The organism is Microvirga sp. KLBC 81 (assembly GCF_003075415.1).
GTDB lineage: Bacteria > Pseudomonadota > Alphaproteobacteria > Rhizobiales > Beijerinckiaceae > Microvirga.
In genome coordinates, this window is the sequence record NZ_QDAH01000021.1 from 1 (window position 1) to 23,551 (window position 23,551).

Here is a 23,551-nt window from a genome sequence, read left to right on the forward strand (position 1 = left end):
GATGAGAGGCGAAGCGGTCCGATCGTCCTTGATCAGACACTTCAGCGGAGACACGCGACTTCGTTGTCGCGACCCGCATTAGCTATGAAGCTAATAAGTGACTAGTTTTTGCTCAAGATTATACTTTGTGCACGTTGGCTATCATATGATCAGCTTTTTGCTTTTGTCGTGATCACCGAGCATGCGTCATTGCCGTTTCGCGGAGAGGACGACTGAAGGAATCCATTTTGATGTTCACCAATCAATGAATTGCGGGTGTTCCGCCGGTTCGATAAGATCGCGCCTCTGACGCCAATCGTAGCTTTCTCCATGAACCTTCTCATTTTCGGCGCCGGCTATACTGCTCAGCAATTTGTACAGACTTGCCGGGATCGGTTTACCCGGATCGGCGGCACGTTTCGCTCTACCTCCAAGGCCAGAGCACTTCAGGCATCCGGCGTTGTTCCTTACTACTTCGACGCGGAGAGATATGATCCTGATATTCTCGGGGAAGTTGCGCAAGCGGATGCCCTGCTTGTCTCTATACCACCGGCCTTCGATTCAGATCCGGTCCTGAGGTCATTGTCCGATGCAATCATGACAGCACCGCGCCTCCGCTGGATTGGATATCTTTCAACCGTCGGCGTCTATGGGGACGCACAAGGCGCATGGGTTGACGAGAACACTCCGACCCAACCAGTTAATGAACGCTCCCGTCATCGTGTAACCGCCGAGGGGCAGTGGCTCGCGTTTGGAAAGCGCGGATCGGTCGCCGTTCAGATTTTCCGCCTTGCGGGCATCTATGGGCCTGGGCGCAACGCTCTCCGGAAAGTCGCTGATGGAACGGCGCGGCGCATCATCAAACCCGGACAAGTGTTCAACCGTATTCATACTGCCGACATCGCACAGGTCCTGATGGCGTCCATCGAGCACCCGAGCCGCAGCGCGATCTACAATGTTGCCGACGACGAGCCTGGCCCTCCTCAGGACGTGATCACGTATGCGGCTCGACTTCTCGGTCTCGAGCCACCTCCAGAAGTATCGTTCGAAGCGGCCACTCTTAATGCCATGGCGCGCTCCTTCTATCGGGACAACAAGCGTGTGCGAAATGTGCGGATCAAGGATGAGCTGGGCGTGAGGCTTCGCTTCCCCACCTATCGTGAGGGCCTTGATGCGCTGTACGCCTCCGGCGAGGGCGTCCGATCCCTGGGTGGAAATACTATGGGAGAGGAATAGCGCCAGCATTGCCCGAAAGCCTCTTGCCGAGCGCAACGACCATGGGCTTAAGATGGAAGTTGTCCTGCGGCATCGCTGCAACGGGCCAGCCGGCCTCTTCCACAGCCTGAGCGGTGACGGGACCGACAGCCGCGATCAAAACCCGCTGCATCGCCGCATCGAGTTCCGATTCTCTGCCAACCTGTCGCGCAACCTCCTGAAGGCGGCGCACCTGCGCCGTACTGGTGAAGGCGATAAGTTCGATGTCCGCCGAGACAAGCTGATCGACGAGGTGAGCAACCCGTTCGTCCTCCTCGTTCGAAGCATAGCGGTAGCACAGGATGGGATCGGGCTTGGCACCTGCCACTTTCAAGAACCCCGTCAGCAAATCCTCGCCTCCGGGATAAAGCAGCACGCCGACGCAACTGCCGTTCAGATCCAGTGCAGATAGGGTCTTGATCAAGCCGGCGGTGGTGGGCTGCTCCGCCGTTACGTCCGCGCTGAGCCCGATGCTGCGCAGCACCTTAGCAGGCTTTGGCCCCCGGACGATCTTACGTGTTCGTCGAAGACTGGCGATCACATCGACCTCGACGCCGCCTCGGCGGGCGAACCCTAAGAGACGGGCGAGCCCCTCCCCCGTATACAGAACGAGGCTGTCGTGCTGCCCCTCGGCAAACCGTGTGAGCCATGACTGAACTGGTGCGGCATCCTCTACATCATGAATCGATACCAGAGGGCATCGGACTGCAGCCGCGCCGTAGCGTTCGAGGATGCTCGCGAACAGATCAAGCTCGCGGCTCTCCGGCACAGCAATCCTCCGCCCTTGCAGCATGATCTCACGTCCTTTGCTTAGGCATTTGCCTGAAGTGCGAGCAGCGGGTTATGTTCACGCCGCGACTGGATAGCTCTGCCGAAGACGCGGCCGATGCCGATAATGACGGGCTTCGAGCGATCACGCCGTGCGCTGGCTTCGTCGAGGCCAGAGAGAGGCCCTGCCCAGCGCTCGTCCTCCCGGGACACGTTCGACACCATCACTGCGGGAGTGTCCAGCGAGAAGCCCTCTTCAACCAATCGCGCCGCGATCGCACCCGCGGTTCCTCCGGCCATGTAGAAAATCATGGTCGTCCGGGGATCGGCTAGGCCTCGCCAATCCAGGTTGTCCGGGAGGCGCCCCGTCTTTGCGCATCCTGTCACGAACCGAACCGACTGCGCCATTTCGCGATGGGTAAGGGAAACACCCAGCGCCGATGCCAGAGCGATGCCGGAAGTAATGCCCGGCACCACATCCACGGGAACGCCGGCACGCTCCAGGTGTTCGATCTCCTCTCCAGCCCGCCCAAAGATCATCGGATCGCCAGACTTTAGACGAACCACATGTTTTCCTTGCAAAGCAAGGTGAGTCATGAGGTCGTTGATGTCATCCTGCGCACAGGATGCGCGCCCGCCCCGCTTTCCCACCATGAGGCGCCTTGCCTCGCGGCGCGCAAGCTCGAGCACATCCTCCGAAACCAAGTCGTCGAAGAGAATGACGTCCGCAGCCTGTAGCGCCCGCACGGCCTTAAGAGTCAGCAATTCTGAATCGCCCGGTCCTGCGCCGACAAGCGTGACGCGTCCCACCGTCCTGACCGGTTGAGATGCGATTTGTCTGAGCACGGTGTCGACGCTCGATCCCATCGCCTCTGGCGGGCAGCCCTGAAACGCGAGATCGGCGAAGCGCTCCCAGAACGTGCGGCGAGACAATCCCGCAGGCAGTTGCTCCATGACGCGCTCGCGTATGGCTTTGGCGAGCGAAGCCCAGGCAGACAGCGACGGATGAAGCAGCGTCTCGATGCGACGTCGGATCGCCTGGCCCACAATTGGTGCAGCACCATCAGTGGAGATACCGATAACGACTGGCGAACGGTTGACCACTGAACCGAACTGGAAATCACAGTATCCAGGCTTGTCGACGACATTCAACGGAACTCCAATCCGACGCGCGGCTGAGGCGAAGGTTTCGGCTTCGCTCTCCTCCTCAAAGTCGCCGACTGCGAGAGCGGCATCGTGCAGGATTTGGGGCGACCAGCTCAAGCGATGCAGGGTTAAGCAACCGTCCGATGCCCCACGAGCGATGAGTGCCTCCATTTCAGCACAGACATCGGTCGCGTAAACATCAACAAGCGCTCCCGCAGATGCCAGCAGCTCCGCCTTCCAGGCCGCCCCCGGTGTTCCGCCGACGAGCACGGCGCGCTTGCCGCGGAGGTCGAAGAACACCGGCAGCTTGGCGAGACGGCCTAAGCGCTCCGGCTCTGCTTCAGAGGGCTTTCTTAACGGCTGCAACATCGATGACCCTCTGGAATTCGTCACGGCGGAAGCCACAGTTCGTGCTTGCAAAGACCTTCGAACACAAAAAGCGCCGCGTGATGAACTGCATGCCGCCGCAACGGCACTACAATCAACCATGCGACGTCGTTGTCGGAATGGAGCCTTGTCAAAGGCAGGCGCGGCCGATCACCATTGATCGGCTCTGCTCATCAAGGTCGGCTGCGACTTCCTTGTCTGACCTAACCTTGAATGAAAAATTACGCCGTGCACTCCCTTCACTCAAGTCGATAGTTTGTGCAGGATGCGCCTATTCTATGCGTCTGATTGCATATTTTGCTGCCAGCGTGGAGACTTCGATGCGATGGAAAAGCCATCCACGTAAGCCGGAATGTCGCTTGGATCGAAAGCGCGCTGATCAATAAGGGGATGCTGGTCGAGGACGATGTCTCCACCATTGCTGGGAACGGTGATCGAGCCGGGCTCTGCACCTTCGATCTTGATGTCAATTGTGGGAACAGCGGTCGCCGAGCCTTCAAGCACCCGGCGGTAGATATCGGGACGGTAAGCGGTTTCGACCTGCGCAATGCAAGCCTCATTATAATAGACCTGCCCCCAGCGAACCATCTGGCTGTAAATCCATAAGGCTTGGCTGATCCAGGGAAAGTTCGCGGTCTGCCCATGAAACATCATATAATTTTCAATCCGCCGCGTCCTCCCGTCGGGATCGACGGAAATTTCACCCTGCAGCACACGGAGGATCGTGTCCGACCCGCCTCCGACATAAGCCGGATCGGCCAACATATCAGCTAGACTGCTATGGTTGCCCGGATCGTCGCACCAGCGGGCCGCGGCATCCAGCGCCACGATCAAGCGCGACAGAATCTCCGGGTTCTTCTCCGCCCAGATCGGGCTGACGCCCAGCACCTTCTCGGGAGCGGACGGCCAGATGTCAGTTTTCGTGGCCACGATGCGGCCGACACCTTTCTCCACGGCAATCATGTTCCAGGGGGCGTTGACGCAGAAGCCATCGATGGCATTCGCCGACATGGCATCGACCGTCAGCGGAGGCGGCACCACTGTCATCGTCACGTCGCGATCCGGATCGATGCCGCCAGCCGCGAGCCAAAAGCGGAATTCATAATTGTGGGATGAGAACGGGTAGGTCATGGCAAATACGACCGATTTACGCCCGTTGCGCCTTCTCCGTTCGATAACCGCTTTTAGAGCCATGGCATTTGCGAGAGCATTCTCCGACCCATCGAGGCCGGCGACCGCCTGCATCTCATGGTACAACGCCAATGAGAGCGTGACGGCATTGCCTCCGCGTCCCAGAGCGAATGGCGTGAAGCAGCGGTATGGGTTCGAGCCGAGACCCAGCTGGGAGGCAACCGGCATTGGACTCAGCATATGGGCGACATCGAACTGCTGGAAGGCCAGCCGGTCTCGAATGTTCGACCAGGAGACGTCCCTGATGAGTTCGAGACGGATTCCCTCTCGCCGGGCGAAACCCTGTTCTGCCGCAGCAACAAGCACTGCCATGTCCACAAGCGGAATGAACCCCACGCGCACGAGCCGCTCCGGCGAGGGGCGACCTGCCGTTGGCGCGGGCGTCCCCTCTGACGAACCGGTTTGGTCTAGAGAATGGCTTCCGAATGCTTGCGATTCCCACACGCGATTATTTCTCCAGAAGGGAAGCCGCCGTGATGACGCTCTGCGCGATATCGACGAGCTTTCTTTTTTCGTTCATGGCTGTTTGGCGTAGGAGCCCGTAGGCCTCCTCCTCCGAGAGTTGCCGGGTTCTCATGAGGATTCCCTTTGCGCGATCGATGATCTTGCGGGACGCCAGCTCGCTGCGCGCGGCCACCAACTCACGCTGCAGACGGTCAAACGCATTGTACCGGCTGACCGCCATGTCCACGATCGCCTTCACCCGTTCCTTGCGCAATCCGTCGACCACATAAGCCGATACGCCGGCTTCGACGGCAGCCTGGATCATGCCCTCGTCAGAGTGATCCACGAACATTGCCACTGGTCGGGAGACCAGCTTGGAAACCTGGAACATCTGCTCGAGCACGTCACGACTGGGATTCTCGATTCCGATGATGATCACATCAGGATCGATGGTGCTCAGCCGACGAAGCATATGTGTCATCGTTTCGATGATCTCCACGTCGGCAATTCCAGCATCCCGCAGGCCATCGATCAGAATAGCAGCCCTGATGCTATTCTCCTCGATGACTGCAACGCGAAGTGGCCGCTGACCTGTCTGAGTATCTTTAGCCAAGGTATTGAGAGCTCTCGATGCCAATGCTTGGGTGAGCAGCATGCAAGTTTCAGGCCAAAACCCCTCGCAGGGGACGTTCGGCCTCGCGCGTATTCTGCTCAAAACTTAGGCATTCAGTGCCGGCTGATCGCCCCGTGAGACCGGCAGAATAATACTATACACATGAAGCAGGCCTAATGCCTGTGACCTTGACGTGCCGGAGCACGGGCTAGGCTTTCCCCCTTGTGGCACCGACGATCTCACCCATATCCTGCGCCCCCGAGCTGTTGGCGGGCATCTTGATCATGACGGCATGGTGGAGGTTGTGTCCTCCCTGGAGCGCGATGGCCGGCCCGTGTTCCGCGATCTGCGCTGGGGCGTTTATGTCGTGCTCAAAGTACCCAATGACTACGCGGCGGCCTGCTTCAGGCAGTACGGTCTTCCCACGGATTCTACCGGCTTCTACACGGCCATGTACAAGCCGTTTCACCTGATCGGCCTCGAGTTGTCGATTTCGGTTCTGAGCGCGGTCCTACGCGGCGAACCGACTGGCTCCAGCCGGGTTTGGCGTGGCGATGCGGTGGCGAAGCGCGATCTCAAGGCTGGCGAGACCCTTGATGGCGAAGGCGGATACACAAGTCTATGGGCGCTTGGTGCCCGCGGCTCGTAGCAGGACCCAGCGCATGCTGCCGATCGGCCTTGCTCATGGCGTACGCTTGACCCGGGACATTGCTTCGGGATCCGTAGTGACGGAAGACGACGTGAGCTTGGATTCCGATCGGCTGGCCGTTCAGGTTCGGATGGAAATGTGCAGCCGCTATGGCGCTGGTTAGCCAAAGGGAGCGCCCCTCCGGGTCAGCTTGAGACGTCCCCCTGCCCTTTCTCAAATCCGCTTGGCGCCTGAGAACCGACCAACACGCAATGTCCCTGATGTGCCATCAGCCGACGCCGCCGAAGCATAAGATCCGGCCTTCCCGGGTGTTGCAGCGAGAATGGCGACGCGCATTAAGGCGCTACTTGCTCGTCATCGCGTTTCGTCTTGCTGTTAGTCAGCGAGCAGCAACATTCCTGCGCTCAAGTTCGACGAGCAGTCCACTGTGATCGAGATCACCCGCGTGTTCGATGAGGCCGCGGAAGAGATCGGCTGTGAGGGCGGTATATGGCACGGCTTCGAGGGCAAGCCGCTCTGCCGCATCCAGTGCATTATCAAGATCCTTTAGATGTGTCACCGAGCGGCCCTTGGTGATGAAATCTCGCTCCACCATTCGCTGACCGTGAAGTTCGAGAATCCTGCTTTCTGCGAAGCCACCTCGCAGAGCCTCTCGGACTTTGGCCGGATCCGCCCCTCCTCGCTGCGCAAGGAGAAGCGCTTCAGCGACAGCACCAATCGTCACACCGACAATGATCTGGTTAGCGAGCTTCGCAAGCTGCCCGGCTCCGTGTGGACCGACATGAACAGGGCGACCCATAACCTCCAGTATCGGCTTTACACGGGAGAAGGCCTGCTCGTTCCCGCCAGCCATGATGGCCAGGGTTCCCTGCTCCGCCCCGACCGTACCGCCTGACACCGGCGCATCGATGTGCTGAACGCCGCGCTCGGCCAGGTGCCTTGCATGGTCCTGAGCCTCAGCGGGCTTGATGGAGCTCATGTCGATGATGATGCTCCCCGGCCGCAAGGCATCCACAAATCCCTGGGAGAACAGCACATCGGACACGATGGCTCCATTCTCCAGCATGAGAATGATGACGTTTGCCCTTTGGACGGCTTCGACCGCTGTCTCAGCGACTTGCGCCCCCAGAGGCACAAGCGCTTCAGCCTTCTCCCGTGAACGATTCCAGACAGTCAGTTGATAACCGGCTTCAAGCAGCCGTCGGGCTTGTCGGGATCCCATAAGGCCAATGCCGAGGAACGTCACGGCGGTTGAACTGGATGCTTTCATTCCAATTTCCTTGCATTTGCCTCGTTTTCATCAGGCGAGACATAACGTTGGCCTCATGCCGCGACGGACGACGTCTTTGGTCGTGCGGACTTGCTCATCAGGCTGCTGAGAACGGGGCCGAAGGCAAGCAAGAGACCGATTGCCATGAGCGTCGCGACCAGCCCGTTCGACCAGAAGATCGATAAGGATCCCTTCGACATGATCATGGACTGTCGGAAGGCGTCCTCTGCCTTGTCTCCGATCACCATCGCCAGCACGAGCGGAGCAACCGGATAATCCAGTTTCTTGAACAAGTATCCCACAATGCCGAAGGTTAACGCCAACCAGAGATCAAAAGGACGTCCTGCAACGGTGTAGGCACCGATGAAGCACACGATCACAATCACTGGACCAATGATGGCGAATGGAATGCGCAGGATCGATGCGAAAAGGGGGATGGTCGCGAGCACCAGGAGAACGGCAACCACGTTGCCGAGATACATGCTGGCAATCAGCCCCCACACGAAGTCAGGACGCTCAATGAACAGCATGGGCCCGGGATTGAGACCCCAGATCATCAGGCCGCCCATCATAACCGCGGCGGTTGCGGATCCAGGTACGCCAAGGGCGAGCATTGGCAGAATGGCGCTGCTGCCTGCAGCATGATCTGCCGTTTCTGGAGCCACGACTCCTTCCGGCTCACCCTTGCCGAACCCCTCCTTGCGGCGGGAGAGGCGCTTGGCCAAACCATAGCTCATGAAGGAAGCCGCTGTCGGACCGCCCGGAGTGATCCCCATCCAGCAACCGATCGCACTGCTGCGGAGGAGCGTCACCCAATAGCGCGGAAGAGTCGCAATGGTCTTGAGCACGTCCCGGGCCCGGACACGCGCATTGATACCCTCGAAGCGAAGTCCTTCTTCCATGGTGAGCATGAGTTCACCAATCCCAAAGAGGCCGATGACCGCGATGAGAAAGCTGATCCCCGACAGGAGTTCACTGAACCCGTAGGTAAGGCGCAGTCCGCCCGACACCGTATCCATACCCACCGCCGCGAAGGCGAAGCCTAGCCCCATCGAGACAACGGTCTTGAAAGGAGATGCCGCACCAAGTCCGATGAAGCTGGCGAAAGCCAGAAAGTAAACAGCGAAGTACTCGGGCGAACTGAACCGAAGGGCAAATTTCGCCACCCAGGTCGAAAGAACCGTGATCAGGATCACGCCGACCAAGGCACCGAAGCCGGCCGACAGGAACGCAAGCGTCAATGCCTGCGTGGCCTGGCCCTGTTGAGCCATCGGATAGCCATCCAATGTCGTCGCGACAGAGGAAGGTTCGCCCGGAATGTTGAAGAGGATAGATGTGGTAGATCCGCCAAAGAGTGCGCCCCAGTACATACTGGTGAGAAGAATGATGGCAGCAACCGGATCCATCGAAAAGGTCAGGGGCAAAAGCAGCGAAACGCCATTGGGCGCGCCGAGCCCCGGGAGGACGCCCACAAGGATTCCAAGAAGAACTCCGACCATCATCAGCATGACATGGTAGGTCGTCAGTGCGACGCCGAAGCCTTGAAGAAGCGATGCAAAATTTTCCACGGCCTGTCTCCGTCAGGGTTGGAGGCTAATAGAGGCCCAGAGCGGCTTCGAGCGGACCTTTCAGGAGAGGAACCTGAAATGCCACTTCCAGCACGAGGTAAAAAGCAATGGCCGCAGCAACACCTGAAGCGGCCGATATGATGAGGCGATACTTTCCTTGCACCCACATGACGAAGGTGAGGTAGAGGGCTGCCGCCACATAGAGCCCAAGCAGACGGGCGACCACCACGAAGACGACCATCGGGATAAAGAACGATGCAACACGCCTCGCCTGTTCGCGGCCGAGGAAAACTGATCGCAGTTCTTGTCGCCCGACGATCGATTGCACCACCGTGCCGAGGCTTGCGGCAATGATCAGCAGGCCGATGTAGAATGGAAACGCGCCAGGCTCCGGCCCCGCATCACCCCAGCCGATACCGAATTCCAGAGCACCGACAACCGCTGCGAGGCCCAAGCCTGCCGTCAAAGTCGCCGTACCGAGTTCAGCCGCAAAACGAGAAATCATGATGTTCATCCTGATCTGGTGAGCGCCGTATGGATGGGCCAGCGCGAACGAGAGCCGCGCTGGCCACCGGAAGCATCACGCTCAGCGGACGATCCAGCCTTCCTTCTCGAAGACCTTGCGATTCTTGGCTTCGTCTTCCGCAACGAAACTCTTCAGTTGCTCACCGGCCAGGAAGCGATCTGTTTGGGACGTACGCTCGACATACTCTTTCCACTCAGGCGTCTCGCTGACCTTCTTGAGCACATCTGCATAATATGTGGTAGCTTCGGAAGGAACACCGCCCGGCAGCCACACGGTGCGCGGCATCTGGAATTGGTCGATGGAGATTCCTGCTTCCTTGCAGGTGGGGATGTCGGACCATCCCATGGTGGCCGTCACCTTCTGGCCTGATTGAAGACGCGTCGGGCTGAACACGCAGAGCGGGGTGATCGCTCCGGCCTTCCACTGGCCGGCATTCTCGTTCGGGTTGTTGGTGTTGGAGTCGATATGGCCACCAGCAAGCTGCACACCAGCCGCACCACCGCCCTGGAACGGAACGTAGATGAACTTCGCGCCCGTCGCGTCCTGAATCAGGCTTGTGAGCGTCTGATCCGTGTCCTTCGACTGGCTTCCGCCCATCTTGAAAGTATCAGGCTTCGCCTTTACCGCCTCGATGAAGCTCTTCGCATCCTTATAGGGCGAGCTTGCGTTGACCCAAAGCAGGAACTCATCAAGCGCCATGGCCGCAACCGGCGTTAGTTCGTCCGCCTTGTATGCGAGCTTCGCCACATATGGCAGGAGATAGGCGTTGTTCGTTCCGAACGTCAGCTTGTGGGGATCCCCGGCAGCGACTTTGGTGTAGACATATCCCTCGGCGCCACTGCCGCCCCCCTTGTTGGTGACGACGATCGACTGGTCCATCAATTTGTACTTGGAGATGATGGACTGCACGACGCGAGCGAAGTTGTCCGTGCCGCCGCCTGGGCTTGACGTCACAATGAACTCCACCGGCTTGGTCGGCTTCCAGTCAGCTTGCGCCCCTCCTGCGAGGGTGACCGCGAGGGCAGTCGCAACCAACCATGACGTTTTCTTGAGCATTATTCTTTCTCCCTTTGAGTGTTTCCAATCGATGGCGTCAGCTTGGATGCCGATCTTGTTGTGCTGATCTAGCTCTTAGGAATTGACGGCTGCGGCGAAGTTTTCTGCAACCTCCGTTTGGGCTCTGCGAGCACGCACCTCGGAGCCCATGCGAATGGCGAGGGAAAGCGCCTCACGGCTTGCGCCGAGATTGGCGATTCCGCGCCCGGCGATTTCGTAGGCCGTGCCATGAGCCGGGGTGCAGATCGGGAACGGGAAGCCGCCGATCAGCGTGACGCCGCGATCAAACCCCATCAGCTTCATCGCGATCTGACCTTGATCGTGGTACATCGTCAGAACGGCGTCGAAGTCACCGTTTTTGGCCCGCAGGAACACGGTGTCGGACGGGAACGGACCGTCGACGGCAAAGCCTTGCGCAAGAGCCTTGCGGACAGCGGGCTCGATGACCTCGATCTCCTCACTGCCGAAGTTGCCGCCGTCACCCGCATGCGGGTTGAGCCCAGCGACAGCGATGCGCGGCGGGTTGAAGCCGGCGGCTCTCATGCACTGATCCGCCAGGGTGAGAGACCTCAGGATCGACTGCTCCGTGATGGCGGAGGATACCTTCGCGAGCGGAATATGCGAGGTGACGCGGGCATTCCAGAGCCTGCCCAGTACGTTGAATTCACTTGCCGCCACGGGCGTCTTCAGCACGTCGCGCACGAAGCGGATTTCGTCGTCGTAGCCGTCGTAAGCGAGGCGCATGGCCTTCTTGTTAAACGGGGTGAAGAACACGCCATCCGCGCGCCCGGAATGCGCCAGAAGCAGGGCGCGCCGGAAGTTCTCGGTGGCGAACAAGCCGCCCTCGAGAGTAGCGGTGGCGGGCGTCACCTGATCGGGACTGAGGTTCTTCAGATCGATGAAGACAGGCCGGAGGGCACGCTCGGGAACGGCCTGCTCCGACGCGACGACCTCCACATCGACACCGACGCCCGCAACCTTTGCGCCCTGCTCCAGGATCCGCAGGTCGCCGAAGATCACGAGATGCGCGCCTTCGCGGAACTCATCGGACGCGATCAGCTTTGCGGCCAATTCCGGACTGATGCCTGCAGGATCCCCCATCGCGAAGGCAATGGTGGGCTTGGCCTGGGGGATAGATGATGAACTCGCGCTCACGGCAACCTCTTCCTCAACGTTAACCGGACGGTAACAGCCAAAAATTCAGTACGCAAGTATGCTGTATGCAGAATTTTGTTTGAGGAAACTCAGAATAAAGTTTATGAAAGGCGGTATGGACCCGAAACCATTGGGACAGACAGGTGGCTGAGCATGGATCAATCAATGGCAACCGGAATGACAGATCTGCTGGCTGAGGATCTCGACGGGCGCGGACCCATTGCCCGCCCCAGTCTTCATGATGCCATCGTGACTCGGGTCCGAGACATGATCATCGAGGGCGAGCTCCCTCCCGGGAGCCGGATTCACGAAGGCAACCTCGGCAGTAAGCTCGGGGTTTCGCGAACGCCCCTGCGGGAAGCTCTCAAGTTTCTGGCGAGCGAAGGGCTGGTTGAGCTCTCCCCCGGAAAAGGCGCTGTGGTGCGCCAGTTCACGGCGAAAGACGTTCACGACAGTCTGGTGGTTCTTGGCAATCTCGAAGGTCTTGCAGGTCGCCTTGCCTGCGAGCACGCCTCGGACGACGAGATCCGGGACGTGCGCGAGCTGCACGATCGTATGATCGAGATGTACCAGCGGCGGGATCGCCTACCCTATTTCAAGCTGAACCAGAACATTCATTCGGCCATTCTTCGCCTGTCCAAGAACGAGGCATTGGCGTACGTGCATGGCATCTTGCAGGCCCGCCTGCGGCGCATCCGCTACATCGGCAACGAGGGGCCTGAAAAATGGGCCGGCGCCGTGGCGGACCACGAAGAGATGATCTCGGCCTTGGAGGCGCGGGATGCCGAGCGTCTGAGCAAGGTGCTGACAGCCCATATGGAGAAAACCTGGGAGCGGGTCAGAAACTCCCTCTGAGAACATCCCGCCTCGCTGCCGCCCGATCCGCTCCACCCCGAATACCTCCGAGAGGCCTGACGTGAGCGATGAAAGCCATCTCCGCGAATTGATCTGCCGCTTCGGCCGCTCTCTGTTCGAACGCGGCCTGACGACCGGATCGTCCGGCAACATCTCGGTTCGCTTGAACGACGGGGGATGGCTGGCGACACCGACAAACAGTTCCCTCGGCTTCCTCGACCCAGCTGGGCTGAGCCGCCTCGATCCGGATGGCCGCCTTGTTTCCGGCGACGCCCCCACGAAGGAGCTTCCGCTCCACTCGGCCCTTTACGAGACCCGCAGGGATGCCGGTGCAATCGTCCATCTGCACTCGACCCACTCGGTCGCGGTCTCAATGCTGCCGGACGTGAATCCAGCCAATGTTCTCCCGCCATTGACCGCCTATCATGTCATGCGTGTCGGGCGGACCGTGCTCGTCCCCTACTACCGGCCGGGGGATCCTGCGGTCGCCGATGCAATCCGCGGACTGGCGGGACGTTACAGCGCGGTCCTGCTGGCCAATCATGGGCCGGTCGTGGCCGGCCGGGATCTCGAGGCGGCGGTCTATGCGACGGAGGAGCTGGAGGAAACCGCAAAGTTGCGGCTGCTTTTGCATGGCCTCAATCCCCGTCTGCTGACCAGGGCGCAAGTCCGAGACCTCGTCACGCACTTCAAACTGGATGAAGCGATTGTCGAGGACGCCGAGCACGATCACGGCCTCTGTTCCGAGCCCCATTGCCATGTCCATAAGGGTGAGTGAGCCAATGTCCCGCTTCTCGGCCAATCTCGGTTTTCTTTTCTCCGAGCTCCCCGAACTGGAGCGCGTCGCGGCAGCTGCCAAGGCGGGCTTCAAGGCGGTGGAAATGCATTGGCCCTACCAAGTGCCCGCCACGCAGATGCGCGATGCCCTCGCCCGGAGCCGAGTGGCGATGCTCGGTTTGAACACGCCTGTCGGCAACGCTGCCGCGGGCGACTTCGGCCTGGGAGCTCTGCCGGGCCGGGAGGAGGAATTTCAGCAAGCTGTCGACCAGGCTCTGTCCTACGGAGCCGTGATCGGTGCGTCGGCTGTCCATTGCATGGCAGGCGTGGTGTCCGTGGATGCGGCGGCGCAAGCCGAGCGCATGTTCGTCGCCAACCTGACGGCGGCTGCGGACAAGGCTGCGCAGGCCGGGATGACGGTCCTGATCGAACCGATCAATCACCGGGACAAACCTGGCTATTTCCTACATCGTATCGAGCAGGCTGCATCGATCATCGAAAAGGTCGCCCGTGCCAATGTCAGGATCATGTTCGACTGCTATCACACGCAGATCATGCAGGGCGATCTGACGAGAAGGCTCAAGGACTACCTGAACCTGATCGGCCATGTGCAGATCGCAGCGGTGCCAAGCCGGGCGGAGCCCGACGAGGGAGAGATCGACTACCGCTACATTTGCCGGATCCTTGACCGCCTCGGATATGACGGCTGGATCGGGGCCGAATACAAACCGCGCGGACGAACGGAAGATGGCCTCGGCTGGCTCTCCGCGTGGACCCAGGATCGATCATTCTCAAGTTCCCTTGGAGGTGCGGCATGAAGCTCGGATGCATAGCGGACGATCTGACGGGAGCCACAGATCTCGCACTCATGCTGGCCCGTGAAGGGCTTCGGACCACTCAGACGATCGGTGTTCCGCGGGCAGACCTCGATCTTTCGGGCGCGGATGCCGTCGTCGTGGCCCTGAAATCCAGGACTATTTCGGCACAGGACGCCATCGATCAATCGCTCGCAGCCGCGCAGGCTCTCCGGAAGGCCGGCGCACGAAACCTCTTCTTCAAATATTGCTCCACCTTCGACTCCACGGATGAGGGCAATATCGGGCCGGTGACAGAGGCTTTGCTCAACCTGACGAGCAGTGATTTCACCCTCGCCTGCCCTGCCTTTCCGGCCAACGGCCGCACAATCTACAAGGGCCATCTGTTCGTGAACGGCGTGCCGCTGCACGAGAGCAGCATGAAGGATCATCCGCTCACGCCCATGCGGGATTCCAATCTTGTGCGGGTTCTGCAGCGACAGACGAAACTCCCCGTCGGTCTGATTTCCTATGAGGATGTGGAAGGTGGACCGGATGCCATTCGCGCCGCCTTCGAGCGCGAAAAGGCCGCCGGGCACCGGATCGTGATCGTTGATGCCTTGAGCGACAAGCATCTGAGAGCCATCGGGCTTGCGGCGGCCGACTTCCCACTGATCACCGGCGGATCGGGAGTCGCAATGGGCTTGCCCGCGGCTTACCGGCGGAGCGCCGCCGATGCGTCGCCTTCAACGGAGAGATCCTTCGATGCTCCCGCAGGACGTAGCATCATCCTGGCCGGATCATGTTCGAGTGCGACGCAGCGCCAGGTCGAGACGGCAATCGAGGCAGGAATTCCGGCGTTCCGGCTCAATCCCACGGAGCTCGCGACCCGGGACGTCACCGCCCAAACAGCTCTCGACTGGCTCGCCGGGCAAGATGCAACCGGGCCGGTTCTCATCTATTCCACGGCGACGCCCGAGGATGTGCAGGCCGTTCAAAGCAAGCTCGGTCGCATGAACGCCGGTGAGATCGTCGAGAACACTCTCGCGCAGATTGCGCGAACTCTTCCGGCGCTCGGCATTACACGCATCATCGTCGCTGGCGGCGAAACATCGGGGGCCGTCGTGAACGCGCTTGGCGTTGAGGCGCTCGCGATCGGGCCGGAGATCGATCCGGGCGTCCCATGGACCCGCTCGCTCGGAGGCACCGACCTCGCACTCGCGCTCAAGTCAGGCAATTTCGGCGCTCCGGACTTCTTCCTGAAGGCCTGGACGATGCTTCGGTAGGCCGAAAAGAGGCCTGCACCACCAAACATCAAGCACGCCGATGACGCGAGGCGCATCGGAAAAGGGAGACACGCGCCGTGAACTACCACACTTACTATGCCAAAGCAGACCGGCCTGTCGAAACCTGCGTCGTAGGCACGGGCGGTTTCGGGCAGAGCTTTCTGGCCCAGGCTCAGCGCGTTCCTCTGATGAATGCGCGCATCGCCGTGGATGTCACAGCGGAGTCCGCGGCATCGGGCTTGAGAGCCGCAGGAGTCGAGCCGCGCAAAATTCAGATCTGCGAATCTGCCCGGGATGCAAGGGCCGCGTGGGATCGGGGAGAGTACATCGCGACAGGCGATTTTTCGCTCGTTGCCGAGCTTCCTTTCGACGTCGTTGTCGAAGCAACCGGGCAGCCGAAAGCGGCGGCTCACCACGCCCTGCTCGCGGTCGAAGCGGACAAGCACATCGCGCTTGTCACGAAAGAACTCGACAGCGTCGTCGGGCCAGGCCTCAAAGCTCTCGCATCCGAACGCGGCCTTATCGTTACGACCGCCGACGGCGACCAGCCGAGCCTTCTTATCGGTCTCGCCACTTGGGCGGAAGTCATGGGCTTTCATCTGATTGCCGCAGGCAAATCCAGCGAATACGACTTCGTTTTCGATCCCGTCTCAGGCCGTCTCACCAGCAACGAGCGGTTCGCCGACGATGTGGATCTCGCGCGCAACTGGACTCTCGGCGAGCGGAATGTCGGCGAGCTGCTCGAAGCGCGAAGCGCAGCCATCGCCCATTTCCCGCAGCGGGCCGTGCCAGATTTGTGCGAGCTCATGGTGGTTGCGAATGCTACCGGTCTGCAGCCCGACCGGTTCGACCTTCATGCTCCGCTCGCTCGCATCGGTGAGGTTCCTACGATCTTCGCGCATCGACAGGATGGCGGCATTCTCTCCGGGGATCGGCGTCTCGACGTGTTCCATTGCATGCGCAAGCCGGACGAGATCAGCTTCGCGGGCGGCGTCTTCGTCGTGGTGCGCTGCGACGATGCGAAAAGCTGGGACATGCTGGCCCAGAAGGGGCACATCGTCAGCCGAACGGGCGCGACCGCCATGGTGTTCCTGCCGCGGCATCTGCTGGGGCTCGAGGCCGCCACCAGCGTCCTCGACGCGGCGGTTCACCGGATGTCCGGCTATGGCTCCGACTACCGGCCGCGCCACGACCTGATCGCCGTGGCGACCGAGGATCTCGCCGCCGGCACGACCCTGTCCATGGGAGGACATCACCATACCATCGCCGGCGTCACAGCCGAGATCCGCCCCGCCGCGCCTCTTTCGGCGACGGCACCGGCTCCGTTCTACCTCGCAGCCGATTGCCGGTTGGCCGCGCCGGTTGCCAGAGGACAGGTCATTCGGCTGGGCGATCTCGAACTGCAGGACGGATCCACCCTGATGCGATTGCGCCGTGATCAGGATGCGCGATTCTTCGAGTCGCAGGCTTAAGTGCCTCATGTGAGTTTGTCGCCCATGTCCCTCCTGCCCCTTCTGCGCCCAGACCGCTTCACCGTTGCCCTTGTGGCAACGGCCATCATCGCGACGATCCTGCCTGCCACTGGAGCCGCGGGGCCGATTCTCAAGGCGGGCATCGTCGGCTCGATCGCTCTCCTGTTCTTTCTCCAGGGGGCCCGCTTATCACGCGAAGCGATCATCCAGGGCGCGGTGCACTGGCGCCTTCACCTGATGGTGTTCGCCGCGACCTTCCTGCTGTTTCCCGTACTCGGTCTGCTCACCAAGACCTATCTGCAATCCTATCTGGCGCCGGGCATCGCGCTGGGTGTTCTGTATCTCTGCCTTCTTCCCTCAACGATCCAATCTTCGATCACCTTCACGTCGCTGGCCGGCGGGAATGTCGCAGCCGCCGTGTGCAGCGCATCGGCCTCGAATGTCCTGGGCATCTTCCTCACCCCGCTGCTCATGGGACTCTTCATGCAAACGCAGGGAGGCGTTTCGCTGGATGCCATCGGCGAGATCGTATTGCAGCTCCTGGTCCCTTTCGTTGCAGGGCATCTGATGCGCCCCTGGATAGGCCGATGGGTGGAAGGCCACAGGCCGCTCACAGGCATCGTGGATCGCGGCGCGATCCTGCTCGTCGTGTACTACGCCTTCGGCGAGGCTGCCATGAACAACCTGTGGCGCCAGTTGGAGCCGAGGGATCTCATGCTCCTCGTGCTCCTCAATTGCGTGCTCCTCGGCGCCGTCCTCGTCATCACGACCATGGCAAGCCGGCTGCTCGGATTCTCACGGCGCGACGAGATCGCCCTGGTGTTCTGCGGCTCCAAGAAGAGCCTCGGTAGCGGCGTTCCGATTGCGAGCATTCTCTTCCCAGCCAGCATGATCGGGGCGATTATCCTGCCGCTGATGCTCTTCCATCAGATCCAGTTGCTGGTTTGCGCAGTTCTGGCGCGCTCCTATGCGGAGCGCAACGCCTGAACCCCTTCCACGAGCAGGCGAACTACTCGGCCGGGAGATCAGACGATAGCTCGGTTCAAAAATCCAGGGGAGCTAGAGCTGTTTCCATTGGCATGGAATCAGCTCTCTTCTTTGCTCAGCCGCATTCTTGAACGGTGAGCCGGAGCCACTTCACCGAAAAATGCTCTAGAGCATCGTGCGGAAAAGTGGATCCGGTTTTCCGCTCTCAACGATGCTCTCATTGAAGGAGAAAGCATCGGATCGGTCCCAAAAGTGCAAATCCACTTTTGGGTCCGATGCTCTAAGATCCGGTTCGGGCCAGTCTGCGAAGTTCCGCTGCCCTTAATTAAAGTCTGTTAAGGGCTCTTTTCCGGCCATTCACGTCATTTGCAAAACGGCCTTCACACGGAGAGTTTGTGGTCGAAAGCCAATCGATGCAAGAAAATGCCCCAACCTCACGGCCCGCCTACTTTGCAAGAGCGGACGACACCCTGACCGTCCGCTCACGATGAGCCGTATAGAGGCCACTGGCGATGATCACGCCAGCCCCGATCAGCGTCCACTCGTCTGGCACGTTGCCGAAAACGAGATAGCCGAGCAGTCCGGACCAGACGAGTTGGCTGTAGGAAAAAGGTGCCAGGACGGACGCTCGCGCCTGCTGGAACGCCAATACGACCAGCCACTGTGCGATCGTTGATGTAACGCCTGTCACGAACCCGAGCCCGATCTCGCGCCAGCCGGGGGTGACCCACCCGAACGGCACGATGGCGGAGGTGATAAGCAAACCGACGATGGCCGCATAGGTCAGGGAGGTCAGGGGTCCATCCGACCCGCTCATCTTGCGCGTCACCACCAAGGCAACGGCCCAGCTTGCAGCCGACAGGATCGGAAAAATCGCGGCGGTGTCGAATGCCCCGGTTCCCGGGCGCACGACGATGAGGACGCCCAGCAGGCCGACCGCAACCGCACTCCACCGCCTCCAACCGACAACCTCTCCGAGGATCGGAATTGAAAGAGCTGTCACGATCACGGGTGAGACAAAGGCGATGGCGGTTGCTTCCGCCATCGGCAGGAAACCCAGTCCCATGATGAAGAAGACAGACGACCCCAACACACCCAAGGCACGGAGTGTTTGCAGGCGCGGACGCCGGGATTGTAGATCGTGCAGGCGTCCCGTCAAAGTAGCTGCCCCCAGCATGAGAAACGTGAAGGCGCAGAAGCGGAGCCAAGCGACCTCGACCGCAGGCAGCGAGGCAGTCATGAGCTTGGATGCGGCATCCGAGCAGGAAAAGAACGCAAGCGCCGCGATCATGAGAGCAATGCCTCGCAATGGACGATCGCGGCTGATGGAAGGCTCGTTGGTCGGGATGGTGCTGCCTCTGGTCATTAAGTGCTGTCGGGTTTCGAACGATCTTGCTACAGCCTACTCATGACCCGGAATAGGCCTGCGCTTTCGCTTGCCAGAGGTTATGAGGCCGCAGATATCCTGATACATAGCAGGTGTCCTGATACAATCCTTCCTGCCAACGGAAAGCACCCGCCTAGATCCCGCCGGGAGGAAGCTGGGCCTTCACCCCGAGTTCGGCCAGCAGCCACTCGGCAAAGGCCGTCAGGGGACGACGCTGCCGAACGTAGCGGGGAAAAACCAAGTTATGCCCGACATAACGGACCGGGATCGACTTTTGGTCCAATGGCATGACGAGGCGGCCTGATGCGAGTTCCCTCTCCGCCAGGCGTGTGGACTCCAGGGCGACGCCAAGCCCTTCGGCTGCTGCCGCAATCGCAAGGAAGCTGCGGTCGAACCGGCTCCCGTTCGGAGGAGGCGCGACCAGGCCATTGGCATTGAACCAATCCGCCCATTGGATCTGCTTGCTGTCCGTTTGGATCAGCACGTGGTTGAAGAGATCCGACGGGGTGGTGATCGTCTCCGCAAGATCAGGCGCACACATCGGTGCAATCGCTTCCTCCCCAAGGGGCACCACGATCAGCCCTTCCACGCGCGGTGGGCCATAAACGATATCCGCATCGAACTCATCGGAGGTGAACCGCGTGTAATCGACTCCGGCCGCCAAACGGAGTTCCACGCCTGGATGTTGTTTCAGGAAATTGGCCAACCTCGGAGTCAGCCACTGGGCCGCGAAGCTCGGTGCGCAGTGCAAACGCAGGAGTTTGGGTCCGCGGGTCGAGACGACCTCCGTGCCGCGCCGCAATTCATCGAACGCCCGGCTGACGTGGCGCATCAGTGCTTCACCCTCGTAACTCAGGCGGACATTGCGGGTGTCACGCTCGAAGAGGGGTATCCCGAGAGCCTGCTCCAGCTTCCGTATCGCGTGGCTGACCGCACTTGGCGTCAGGTTCAGCTCCGCGGAGGCCGCCCGGAAGGATCCGGTCCGGCCAGCCGCTTCAAAGACCCGGAGAAAGGAGAGCGGCACCTGCTGAAGCATCGGATTAGTGAATCAGATTCAACAGAGGGTGTAAACATCGCGTTTGTCCAAGAGCACAAGTTGGAAAATAATTCCTTCAACAAAACCAAAAAACGACAGTTTCTGCTGGAGGAAAACGATGCTTCTTGAAGGCAAGACCGCCGTCATTTCCGGCGCGGCCAGTCCACGTGGGATCGGGCTTGCGACTGCCCGTCTCTTTGCGGCGCACGGCGCCAAGGTCGCTATCCTCGATCTTGATGAACAAGGTGCGAAGGATACTGCCGCGTCTCTGGGCCCGGAGCATGTCGGCATCGGGTGCAACGTCACGGATCTCGATGCCTGCAAGCACGCCGCGGATGTGGCCATCACAGCCTTCGGCCATATCGACATCCTTCTCAACAATGCCGGCGTCACACAGCCCGTGAAGACGATGGAGATCGACGAAGCAAGCTGGCGCCGCATCCTTGATGTCAACCTCACCGGCGTCCTCTACCTGAGCCAAGCCTTCATTCCCCACATGCGCTCCCGCCGTAAGGGCTCGATCGCCTGCATGTCCTCGGTTTCGGCCCAACGGGGTGGCGGGATCTTCGGCGGACCGCACTATTCCGCCGCGAAAGCCGGGGTTCTTGGGCTCGCAAAAGCCATGGCACGCGAACTCGGCCCGGACGGCATCCGCGTCAACTGCGTCACGCCTGGCCTGATTCAGACAGACATCACGGGCGGCAAGCTCACTGACGGGATGCGCCAAGACATCTTGAAAGGAATCCCGCTCAACCGTCTCGGCAATGCGGAGGATGTGGCTGGCGCCTACCTGTTCCTCGCCTCGGATCTGTCCGCCTACATCACCGGCGCCGTGATCGACGTGAACGGCGGGATGCTGATCCATTGATCGGCGCAATGGGCGCCAGTCCGCTCGCGCCCTCCAAAAACTGGAGAGATCGATGAATACCAGCAGCAGCGAACCTGTGCCGCGCGATTCCCAACCAGCCAGGTCCAATGTCTCCCTCGTAGACCGGGCCTATCGCATCCGCCGCAATGCGCTCCGCATGGGCGAGGTGCAGGGCCAGGGCTACATTGCCCAAGCCCTCGGCGTCGCCGACGTCCTGGCGGTGTCCTACTTCCATGCCATGCGCTATCGTCCCGAGGATCCGGAATGGGAGGAACGCGATCGTTTTCTTCTTTCGATCGGCCACTACGCCATTGCTCTTTACGCGGCACTGATCGAAGCCAGGATCATCCCCGAAGACGAGTTGGAAAGCTACGGGACCGACGACAGCCGCCTGCCGATGTCAGGCATGGCAGCCTACACGCCGGGCATGGAGATCACGGGCGGATCGCTCGGCCATGGCTTGGCGCTCGCCGTCGGGTTCTGCCTCGGGCTGAAGCGCAAGAAATCAAGCTCGTTCGTCTATTGCCTGTTCTCCGATGGAGAGCTCGGTGAGGGCTCTATCTGGGAAGGAGCCTGGTCAGCCAGCCACTGGAAGCTCGACAACCTGATCGGCATCGTCGACGTCAACAACCAGCAGGCGGATGGCCCGGCTTCCCAGGTCACGGGCTTCGAGCCACTCGAAGCACGTTTCGAGTCGTTCGGCTGGCACGTGCAGCGGGTCAACGGCAACGACATCGATGCGTTGGTGGCGGCGTTCGACGCAGCCCGCGCATACGCCGAGCCGAAGCCGCGCATCATCATCTGCGACACCAAGATGGCCAAGGGCGTTCCGTTCCTCGAAGAGCGTGAACGCAACCACTTCCTGCGGGTGGAACCGCATGAATGGCAGAAGGCCCTCGAACTGCTTGACGCCGGGAGGACATCATGAGGCGCTCGAAATACACGCGGCCAACCTGGCTTGGGGAGCAGGGCGAAGGAGGACAAGGAACGGCGGACAAGCCGCGGCTGACAACCTCCGCGATGATCGCTTCGCTCGCCGGCCCGGACCAGCGCACGAAGCCCGCTCCCTTCGGCAACGCCCTCGCGGCTCTGGCCGAGAGCCGGCCGGAGATCGTCGGGCTGACGGCGGACCTCGCGAAGTATACGGACCTGCACATCTTCGCGAAGGCTCATCCTGACCGCTTCTACCAGATGGGCATGGCGGAACAGCTCCTGATCAGCGCCGCCGCCGGGATGGCGCGGGAAGGTTTCATGCCATTCGCCACGACTTACGCAGTGTTTGCGGCACGAAGAGCCTACGACTTCATCTGCATGGCCATCGCCGAGGAAAACCTCAACGTGAAGATCGTGTGCGCCCTGCCCGGCCTGACGACCGGCTACGGGCCGAGCCACCAGGCCACGGAGGATATCGCGATTTTCCGGGGCATGCCGAATATCGCCATCATCGACCCGTGCGACGCCCATGAGATCGAGCAGGCCGTGCCGGCCATCGCGGCGCATGACGGTCCGGTCTACATGCGCCTGTTGCGCGGCAACGTACCCCTCGTTCTCGACGAGTACGATTACAAATTTGAACTCGGGAAGGCCAAGATGCTGCGGGACGGCAATGATGTCCTGATCATCTCGTCCGGCCTGATGACGATGCGGGCGCTCGAGGCCGCAGAGACACTCTCCAACGACGATGTCGATGTCGGCGTGCTGCACGTGCCCACCATCAAGCCTCTCGACGAGGCGACGATCCTGAAGGAAGCGTCACGTACCGGCCGGATGGTGGTCGTAGCGGAAAACCATACGATCGTCGGCGGCTTGGGAGAGGCCGTTGCCGGCCTCCTGATGCGCTCGGGCGTGTTCCCGCCCGCATTCCGCCAGATCGCCCTGCCCGACGAGTTCCTGGATGCCGGCGCTCTGCCAACCCTCCACGACCGCTACGGGCTTTCGGTCAGCGCCGTGACGCGCAGCATCAAGGGCTGGCTTTAGAACGACTTGCCTCGGGGCGACCCGCTCCGAGGTCCAGGCATGGCTCATCAGCCACTGCCCGGCACCACAACGATCAAAAAGCCCGGTTAACGGGCAGGATCCAGAA

21 protein-coding genes and 1 pseudogene are annotated in these 23,551 nt (G+C 60.7%); 11 read left to right on the plus strand and 11 right to left on the minus strand.

Going from position 1 to position 23,551, the window contains the following annotated elements; genetic code table 11:
• The first annotated feature begins 576 nt into the window (after positions 1-576).
• Positions 577-1,215, plus strand: coding sequence for an SDR family oxidoreductase (locus tag DC522_RS14780; protein WP_371679619.1), 639 nt, complete (start codon positions 577-579; stop codon positions 1,213-1,215).
• On the opposite strand, the gene DC522_RS14785 is transcribed toward DC522_RS14780, so the two are convergent.
• The 4 genes from DC522_RS14785 to DC522_RS14800 form a co-directional block, all read right to left on the minus strand.
• The gene (locus DC522_RS14785; protein WP_116529449.1) at positions 1,199-2,026 is read right to left on the minus strand and encodes a uroporphyrinogen-III synthase; all 828 of its coding nucleotides are present in this window, start codon (positions 2,024-2,026) and stop codon (positions 1,199-1,201) included. The genes DC522_RS14780 and DC522_RS14785 overlap by 17 nt on opposite strands.
• 17 nt (positions 2,027-2,043) lie before the next feature.
• Positions 2,044-3,516: a siroheme synthase CysG gene (gene cysG / locus DC522_RS14790; RefSeq protein WP_116529450.1), complete on the minus strand. Its 1,473-nt coding sequence runs from the start codon at positions 3,514-3,516 to the stop codon at positions 2,044-2,046.
• A 294-nt stretch (positions 3,517-3,810) separates the two neighbouring features.
• Positions 3,811-5,169, minus strand: coding sequence for a CmpA/NrtA family ABC transporter substrate-binding protein (locus DC522_RS14795; RefSeq protein ID WP_116529451.1), 1,359 nt, complete (start codon positions 5,167-5,169; stop codon positions 3,811-3,813).
• 4 nt (positions 5,170-5,173) lie between these two features.
• The gene (locus DC522_RS14800) at positions 5,174-5,782 is read right to left on the minus strand and encodes an ANTAR domain-containing response regulator (protein ID WP_245444174.1); all 609 of its coding nucleotides are present in this window, start codon (positions 5,780-5,782) and stop codon (positions 5,174-5,176) included.
• A 175-nt stretch (positions 5,783-5,957) separates the two neighbouring features.
• Between DC522_RS14800 and DC522_RS14805 the strand changes: the two are divergent.
• Positions 5,958-6,594: pseudogene (locus DC522_RS14805) on the plus strand (SAF domain-containing protein); the annotation flags it as partial.
• Between the two features lie 216 nt (positions 6,595-6,810).
• Here the strand turns inward: DC522_RS14805 and DC522_RS14810 are convergent.
• From DC522_RS14810 to DC522_RS14830, 5 genes are all read right to left on the minus strand, one after another.
• Positions 6,811-7,701, minus strand: a complete 891-nt coding sequence (locus tag DC522_RS14810) for an NAD(P)-dependent oxidoreductase (RefSeq protein WP_116529453.1) — start codon at positions 7,699-7,701, stop codon at positions 6,811-6,813.
• A gap of 53 nt (positions 7,702-7,754) precedes the next feature.
• Positions 7,755-9,269 (minus strand): tripartite tricarboxylate transporter permease, encoded by a 1,515-nt coding sequence (locus DC522_RS14815; RefSeq protein WP_116529454.1) that lies wholly within the window; start codon positions 9,267-9,269, stop codon positions 7,755-7,757.
• A 25-nt stretch (positions 9,270-9,294) separates the two neighbouring features.
• Complete coding sequence (locus DC522_RS14820; protein ID WP_245444176.1) at positions 9,295-9,774, minus strand: tripartite tricarboxylate transporter TctB family protein; 480 nt, start codon at positions 9,772-9,774, stop codon at positions 9,295-9,297.
• Between the two features lie 81 nt (positions 9,775-9,855).
• The gene (locus tag DC522_RS14825; RefSeq protein WP_116529456.1) at positions 9,856-10,851 is read right to left on the minus strand and encodes a tripartite tricarboxylate transporter substrate binding protein; all 996 of its coding nucleotides are present in this window, start codon (positions 10,849-10,851) and stop codon (positions 9,856-9,858) included.
• A gap of 75 nt (positions 10,852-10,926) precedes the next feature.
• The gene (locus DC522_RS14830) at positions 10,927-11,952 is read right to left on the minus strand and encodes a 4-hydroxythreonine-4-phosphate dehydrogenase PdxA (RefSeq protein WP_165820168.1); all 1,026 of its coding nucleotides are present in this window, start codon (positions 11,950-11,952) and stop codon (positions 10,927-10,929) included.
• A 207-nt stretch (positions 11,953-12,159) separates the two neighbouring features.
• On the opposite strand from DC522_RS14830, the gene DC522_RS14835 reads away from it, so the two are divergent.
• The 6 genes from DC522_RS14835 to DC522_RS14860 all read left to right on the plus strand — a co-directional run bounded on the left by DC522_RS14835 (position 12,160) and on the right by DC522_RS14860 (position 18,177).
• Positions 12,160-12,861 (plus strand): GntR family transcriptional regulator, encoded by a 702-nt coding sequence (locus DC522_RS14835; protein WP_371679624.1) that lies wholly within the window; start codon positions 12,160-12,162, stop codon positions 12,859-12,861.
• A gap of 61 nt (positions 12,862-12,922) precedes the next feature.
• Positions 12,923-13,639: a 3-oxo-tetronate 4-phosphate decarboxylase gene (gene otnC / locus DC522_RS14840; RefSeq protein ID WP_116529458.1), complete on the plus strand. Its 717-nt coding sequence runs from the start codon at positions 12,923-12,925 to the stop codon at positions 13,637-13,639.
• Positions 13,640-13,643: 4 nt separating this feature from the next.
• The gene (locus tag DC522_RS14845) at positions 13,644-14,456 is read left to right on the plus strand and encodes a hydroxypyruvate isomerase family protein (RefSeq protein WP_116529459.1); all 813 of its coding nucleotides are present in this window, start codon (positions 13,644-13,646) and stop codon (positions 14,454-14,456) included.
• Positions 14,453-15,718 carry a 3-oxo-tetronate kinase gene (gene otnK, locus DC522_RS14850; RefSeq protein ID WP_116529460.1) on the plus strand — a complete coding sequence of 422 codons (1,266 nt, stop codon included), beginning with the start codon at positions 14,453-14,455 and terminating at the stop codon, positions 15,716-15,718. Before DC522_RS14845 ends, otnK begins: the two co-directional genes overlap by 4 nt.
• Positions 15,719-15,795: 77 nt before the next feature.
• The gene (locus DC522_RS14855; RefSeq protein ID WP_116529461.1) at positions 15,796-17,190 is read left to right on the plus strand and encodes an NAD(P)H-dependent oxidoreductase; all 1,395 of its coding nucleotides are present in this window, start codon (positions 15,796-15,798) and stop codon (positions 17,188-17,190) included.
• Between the two features lie 24 nt (positions 17,191-17,214).
• Positions 17,215-18,177: a bile acid:sodium symporter family protein gene (locus DC522_RS14860; protein WP_116529462.1), complete on the plus strand. Its 963-nt coding sequence runs from the start codon at positions 17,215-17,217 to the stop codon at positions 18,175-18,177.
• 445 nt (positions 18,178-18,622) lie between these two features.
• On the opposite strand, the gene DC522_RS14865 is transcribed toward DC522_RS14860, so the two are convergent.
• Positions 18,623-19,543 (minus strand): DMT family transporter, encoded by a 921-nt coding sequence (locus tag DC522_RS14865; protein WP_116529463.1) that lies wholly within the window; start codon positions 19,541-19,543, stop codon positions 18,623-18,625.
• 154 nt (positions 19,544-19,697) lie between these two features.
• Positions 19,698-20,600, minus strand: a complete 903-nt coding sequence (locus tag DC522_RS14870) for a LysR substrate-binding domain-containing protein (RefSeq protein WP_116529464.1) — start codon at positions 20,598-20,600, stop codon at positions 19,698-19,700.
• Positions 20,601-20,718: 118 nt separating this feature from the next.
• On the opposite strand from DC522_RS14870, the gene DC522_RS14875 reads away from it, so the two are divergent.
• The 3 genes from DC522_RS14875 to DC522_RS14885 are packed head-to-tail and all read left to right on the plus strand — an operon-like array spanning position 20,719 to position 23,445.
• Positions 20,719-21,468: an SDR family NAD(P)-dependent oxidoreductase gene (locus DC522_RS14875; protein WP_116529465.1), complete on the plus strand. Its 750-nt coding sequence runs from the start codon at positions 20,719-20,721 to the stop codon at positions 21,466-21,468.
• Between the two features lie 52 nt (positions 21,469-21,520).
• Positions 21,521-22,396, plus strand: coding sequence for a transketolase (locus DC522_RS14880; RefSeq protein WP_116529466.1), 876 nt, complete (start codon positions 21,521-21,523; stop codon positions 22,394-22,396).
• Positions 22,393-23,445: a transketolase family protein gene (locus tag DC522_RS14885; protein ID WP_116529467.1), complete on the plus strand. Its 1,053-nt coding sequence runs from the start codon at positions 22,393-22,395 to the stop codon at positions 23,443-23,445. The genes DC522_RS14880 and DC522_RS14885 overlap by 4 nt, the downstream gene beginning before the upstream one ends.
• Positions 23,446-23,551 lie beyond the last annotated feature (106 nt).

Coding starts and splice junctions, on each gene's coding strand:
- DC522_RS14865 (WP_116529463.1), bottom strand. CDS start 19,543: ATGACCAGAGGCAGCACCATCCCGACCAACGAGCCTTCCATCAGCCGC.
- DC522_RS14820 (WP_245444176.1), bottom strand. CDS start 9,774: ATGATTTCTCGTTTTGCGGCTGAACTCGGTACGGCGACTTTGACGGCA.
- DC522_RS14860 (WP_116529462.1), top strand. CDS start 17,215: ATGTCCCTCCTGCCCCTTCTGCGCCCAGACCGCTTCACCGTTGCCCTT.
- DC522_RS14835 (WP_371679624.1), top strand. CDS start 12,160: ATGGATCAATCAATGGCAACCGGAATGACAGATCTGCTGGCTGAGGAT.
- DC522_RS14810 (WP_116529453.1), bottom strand. CDS start 7,701: ATGAAAGCATCCAGTTCAACCGCCGTGACGTTCCTCGGCATTGGCCTT.
- DC522_RS14780 (WP_371679619.1), top strand. CDS start 577: ATGACAGCACCGCGCCTCCGCTGGATTGGATATCTTTCAACCGTCGGC.
- cysG (WP_116529450.1), bottom strand. CDS start 3,516: ATGTTGCAGCCGTTAAGAAAGCCCTCTGAAGCAGAGCCGGAGCGCTTA.
- DC522_RS14825 (WP_116529456.1), bottom strand. CDS start 10,851: ATGCTCAAGAAAACGTCATGGTTGGTTGCGACTGCCCTCGCGGTCACC.
- DC522_RS14885 (WP_116529467.1), top strand. CDS start 22,393: ATGAGGCGCTCGAAATACACGCGGCCAACCTGGCTTGGGGAGCAGGGC.
- DC522_RS14870 (WP_116529464.1), bottom strand. CDS start 20,600: ATGCTTCAGCAGGTGCCGCTCTCCTTTCTCCGGGTCTTTGAAGCGGCT.
- DC522_RS14880 (WP_116529466.1), top strand. CDS start 21,521: ATGAATACCAGCAGCAGCGAACCTGTGCCGCGCGATTCCCAACCAGCC.
- DC522_RS14875 (WP_116529465.1), top strand. CDS start 20,719: ATGCTTCTTGAAGGCAAGACCGCCGTCATTTCCGGCGCGGCCAGTCCA.
- otnK (WP_116529460.1), top strand. CDS start 14,453: ATGAAGCTCGGATGCATAGCGGACGATCTGACGGGAGCCACAGATCTC.
- DC522_RS14785 (WP_116529449.1), bottom strand. CDS start 2,026: ATGCTGCAAGGGCGGAGGATTGCTGTGCCGGAGAGCCGCGAGCTTGAT.
- DC522_RS14830 (WP_165820168.1), bottom strand. CDS start 11,952: ATGGGGGATCCTGCAGGCATCAGTCCGGAATTGGCCGCAAAGCTGATC.
- DC522_RS14845 (WP_116529459.1), top strand. CDS start 13,644: ATGTCCCGCTTCTCGGCCAATCTCGGTTTTCTTTTCTCCGAGCTCCCC.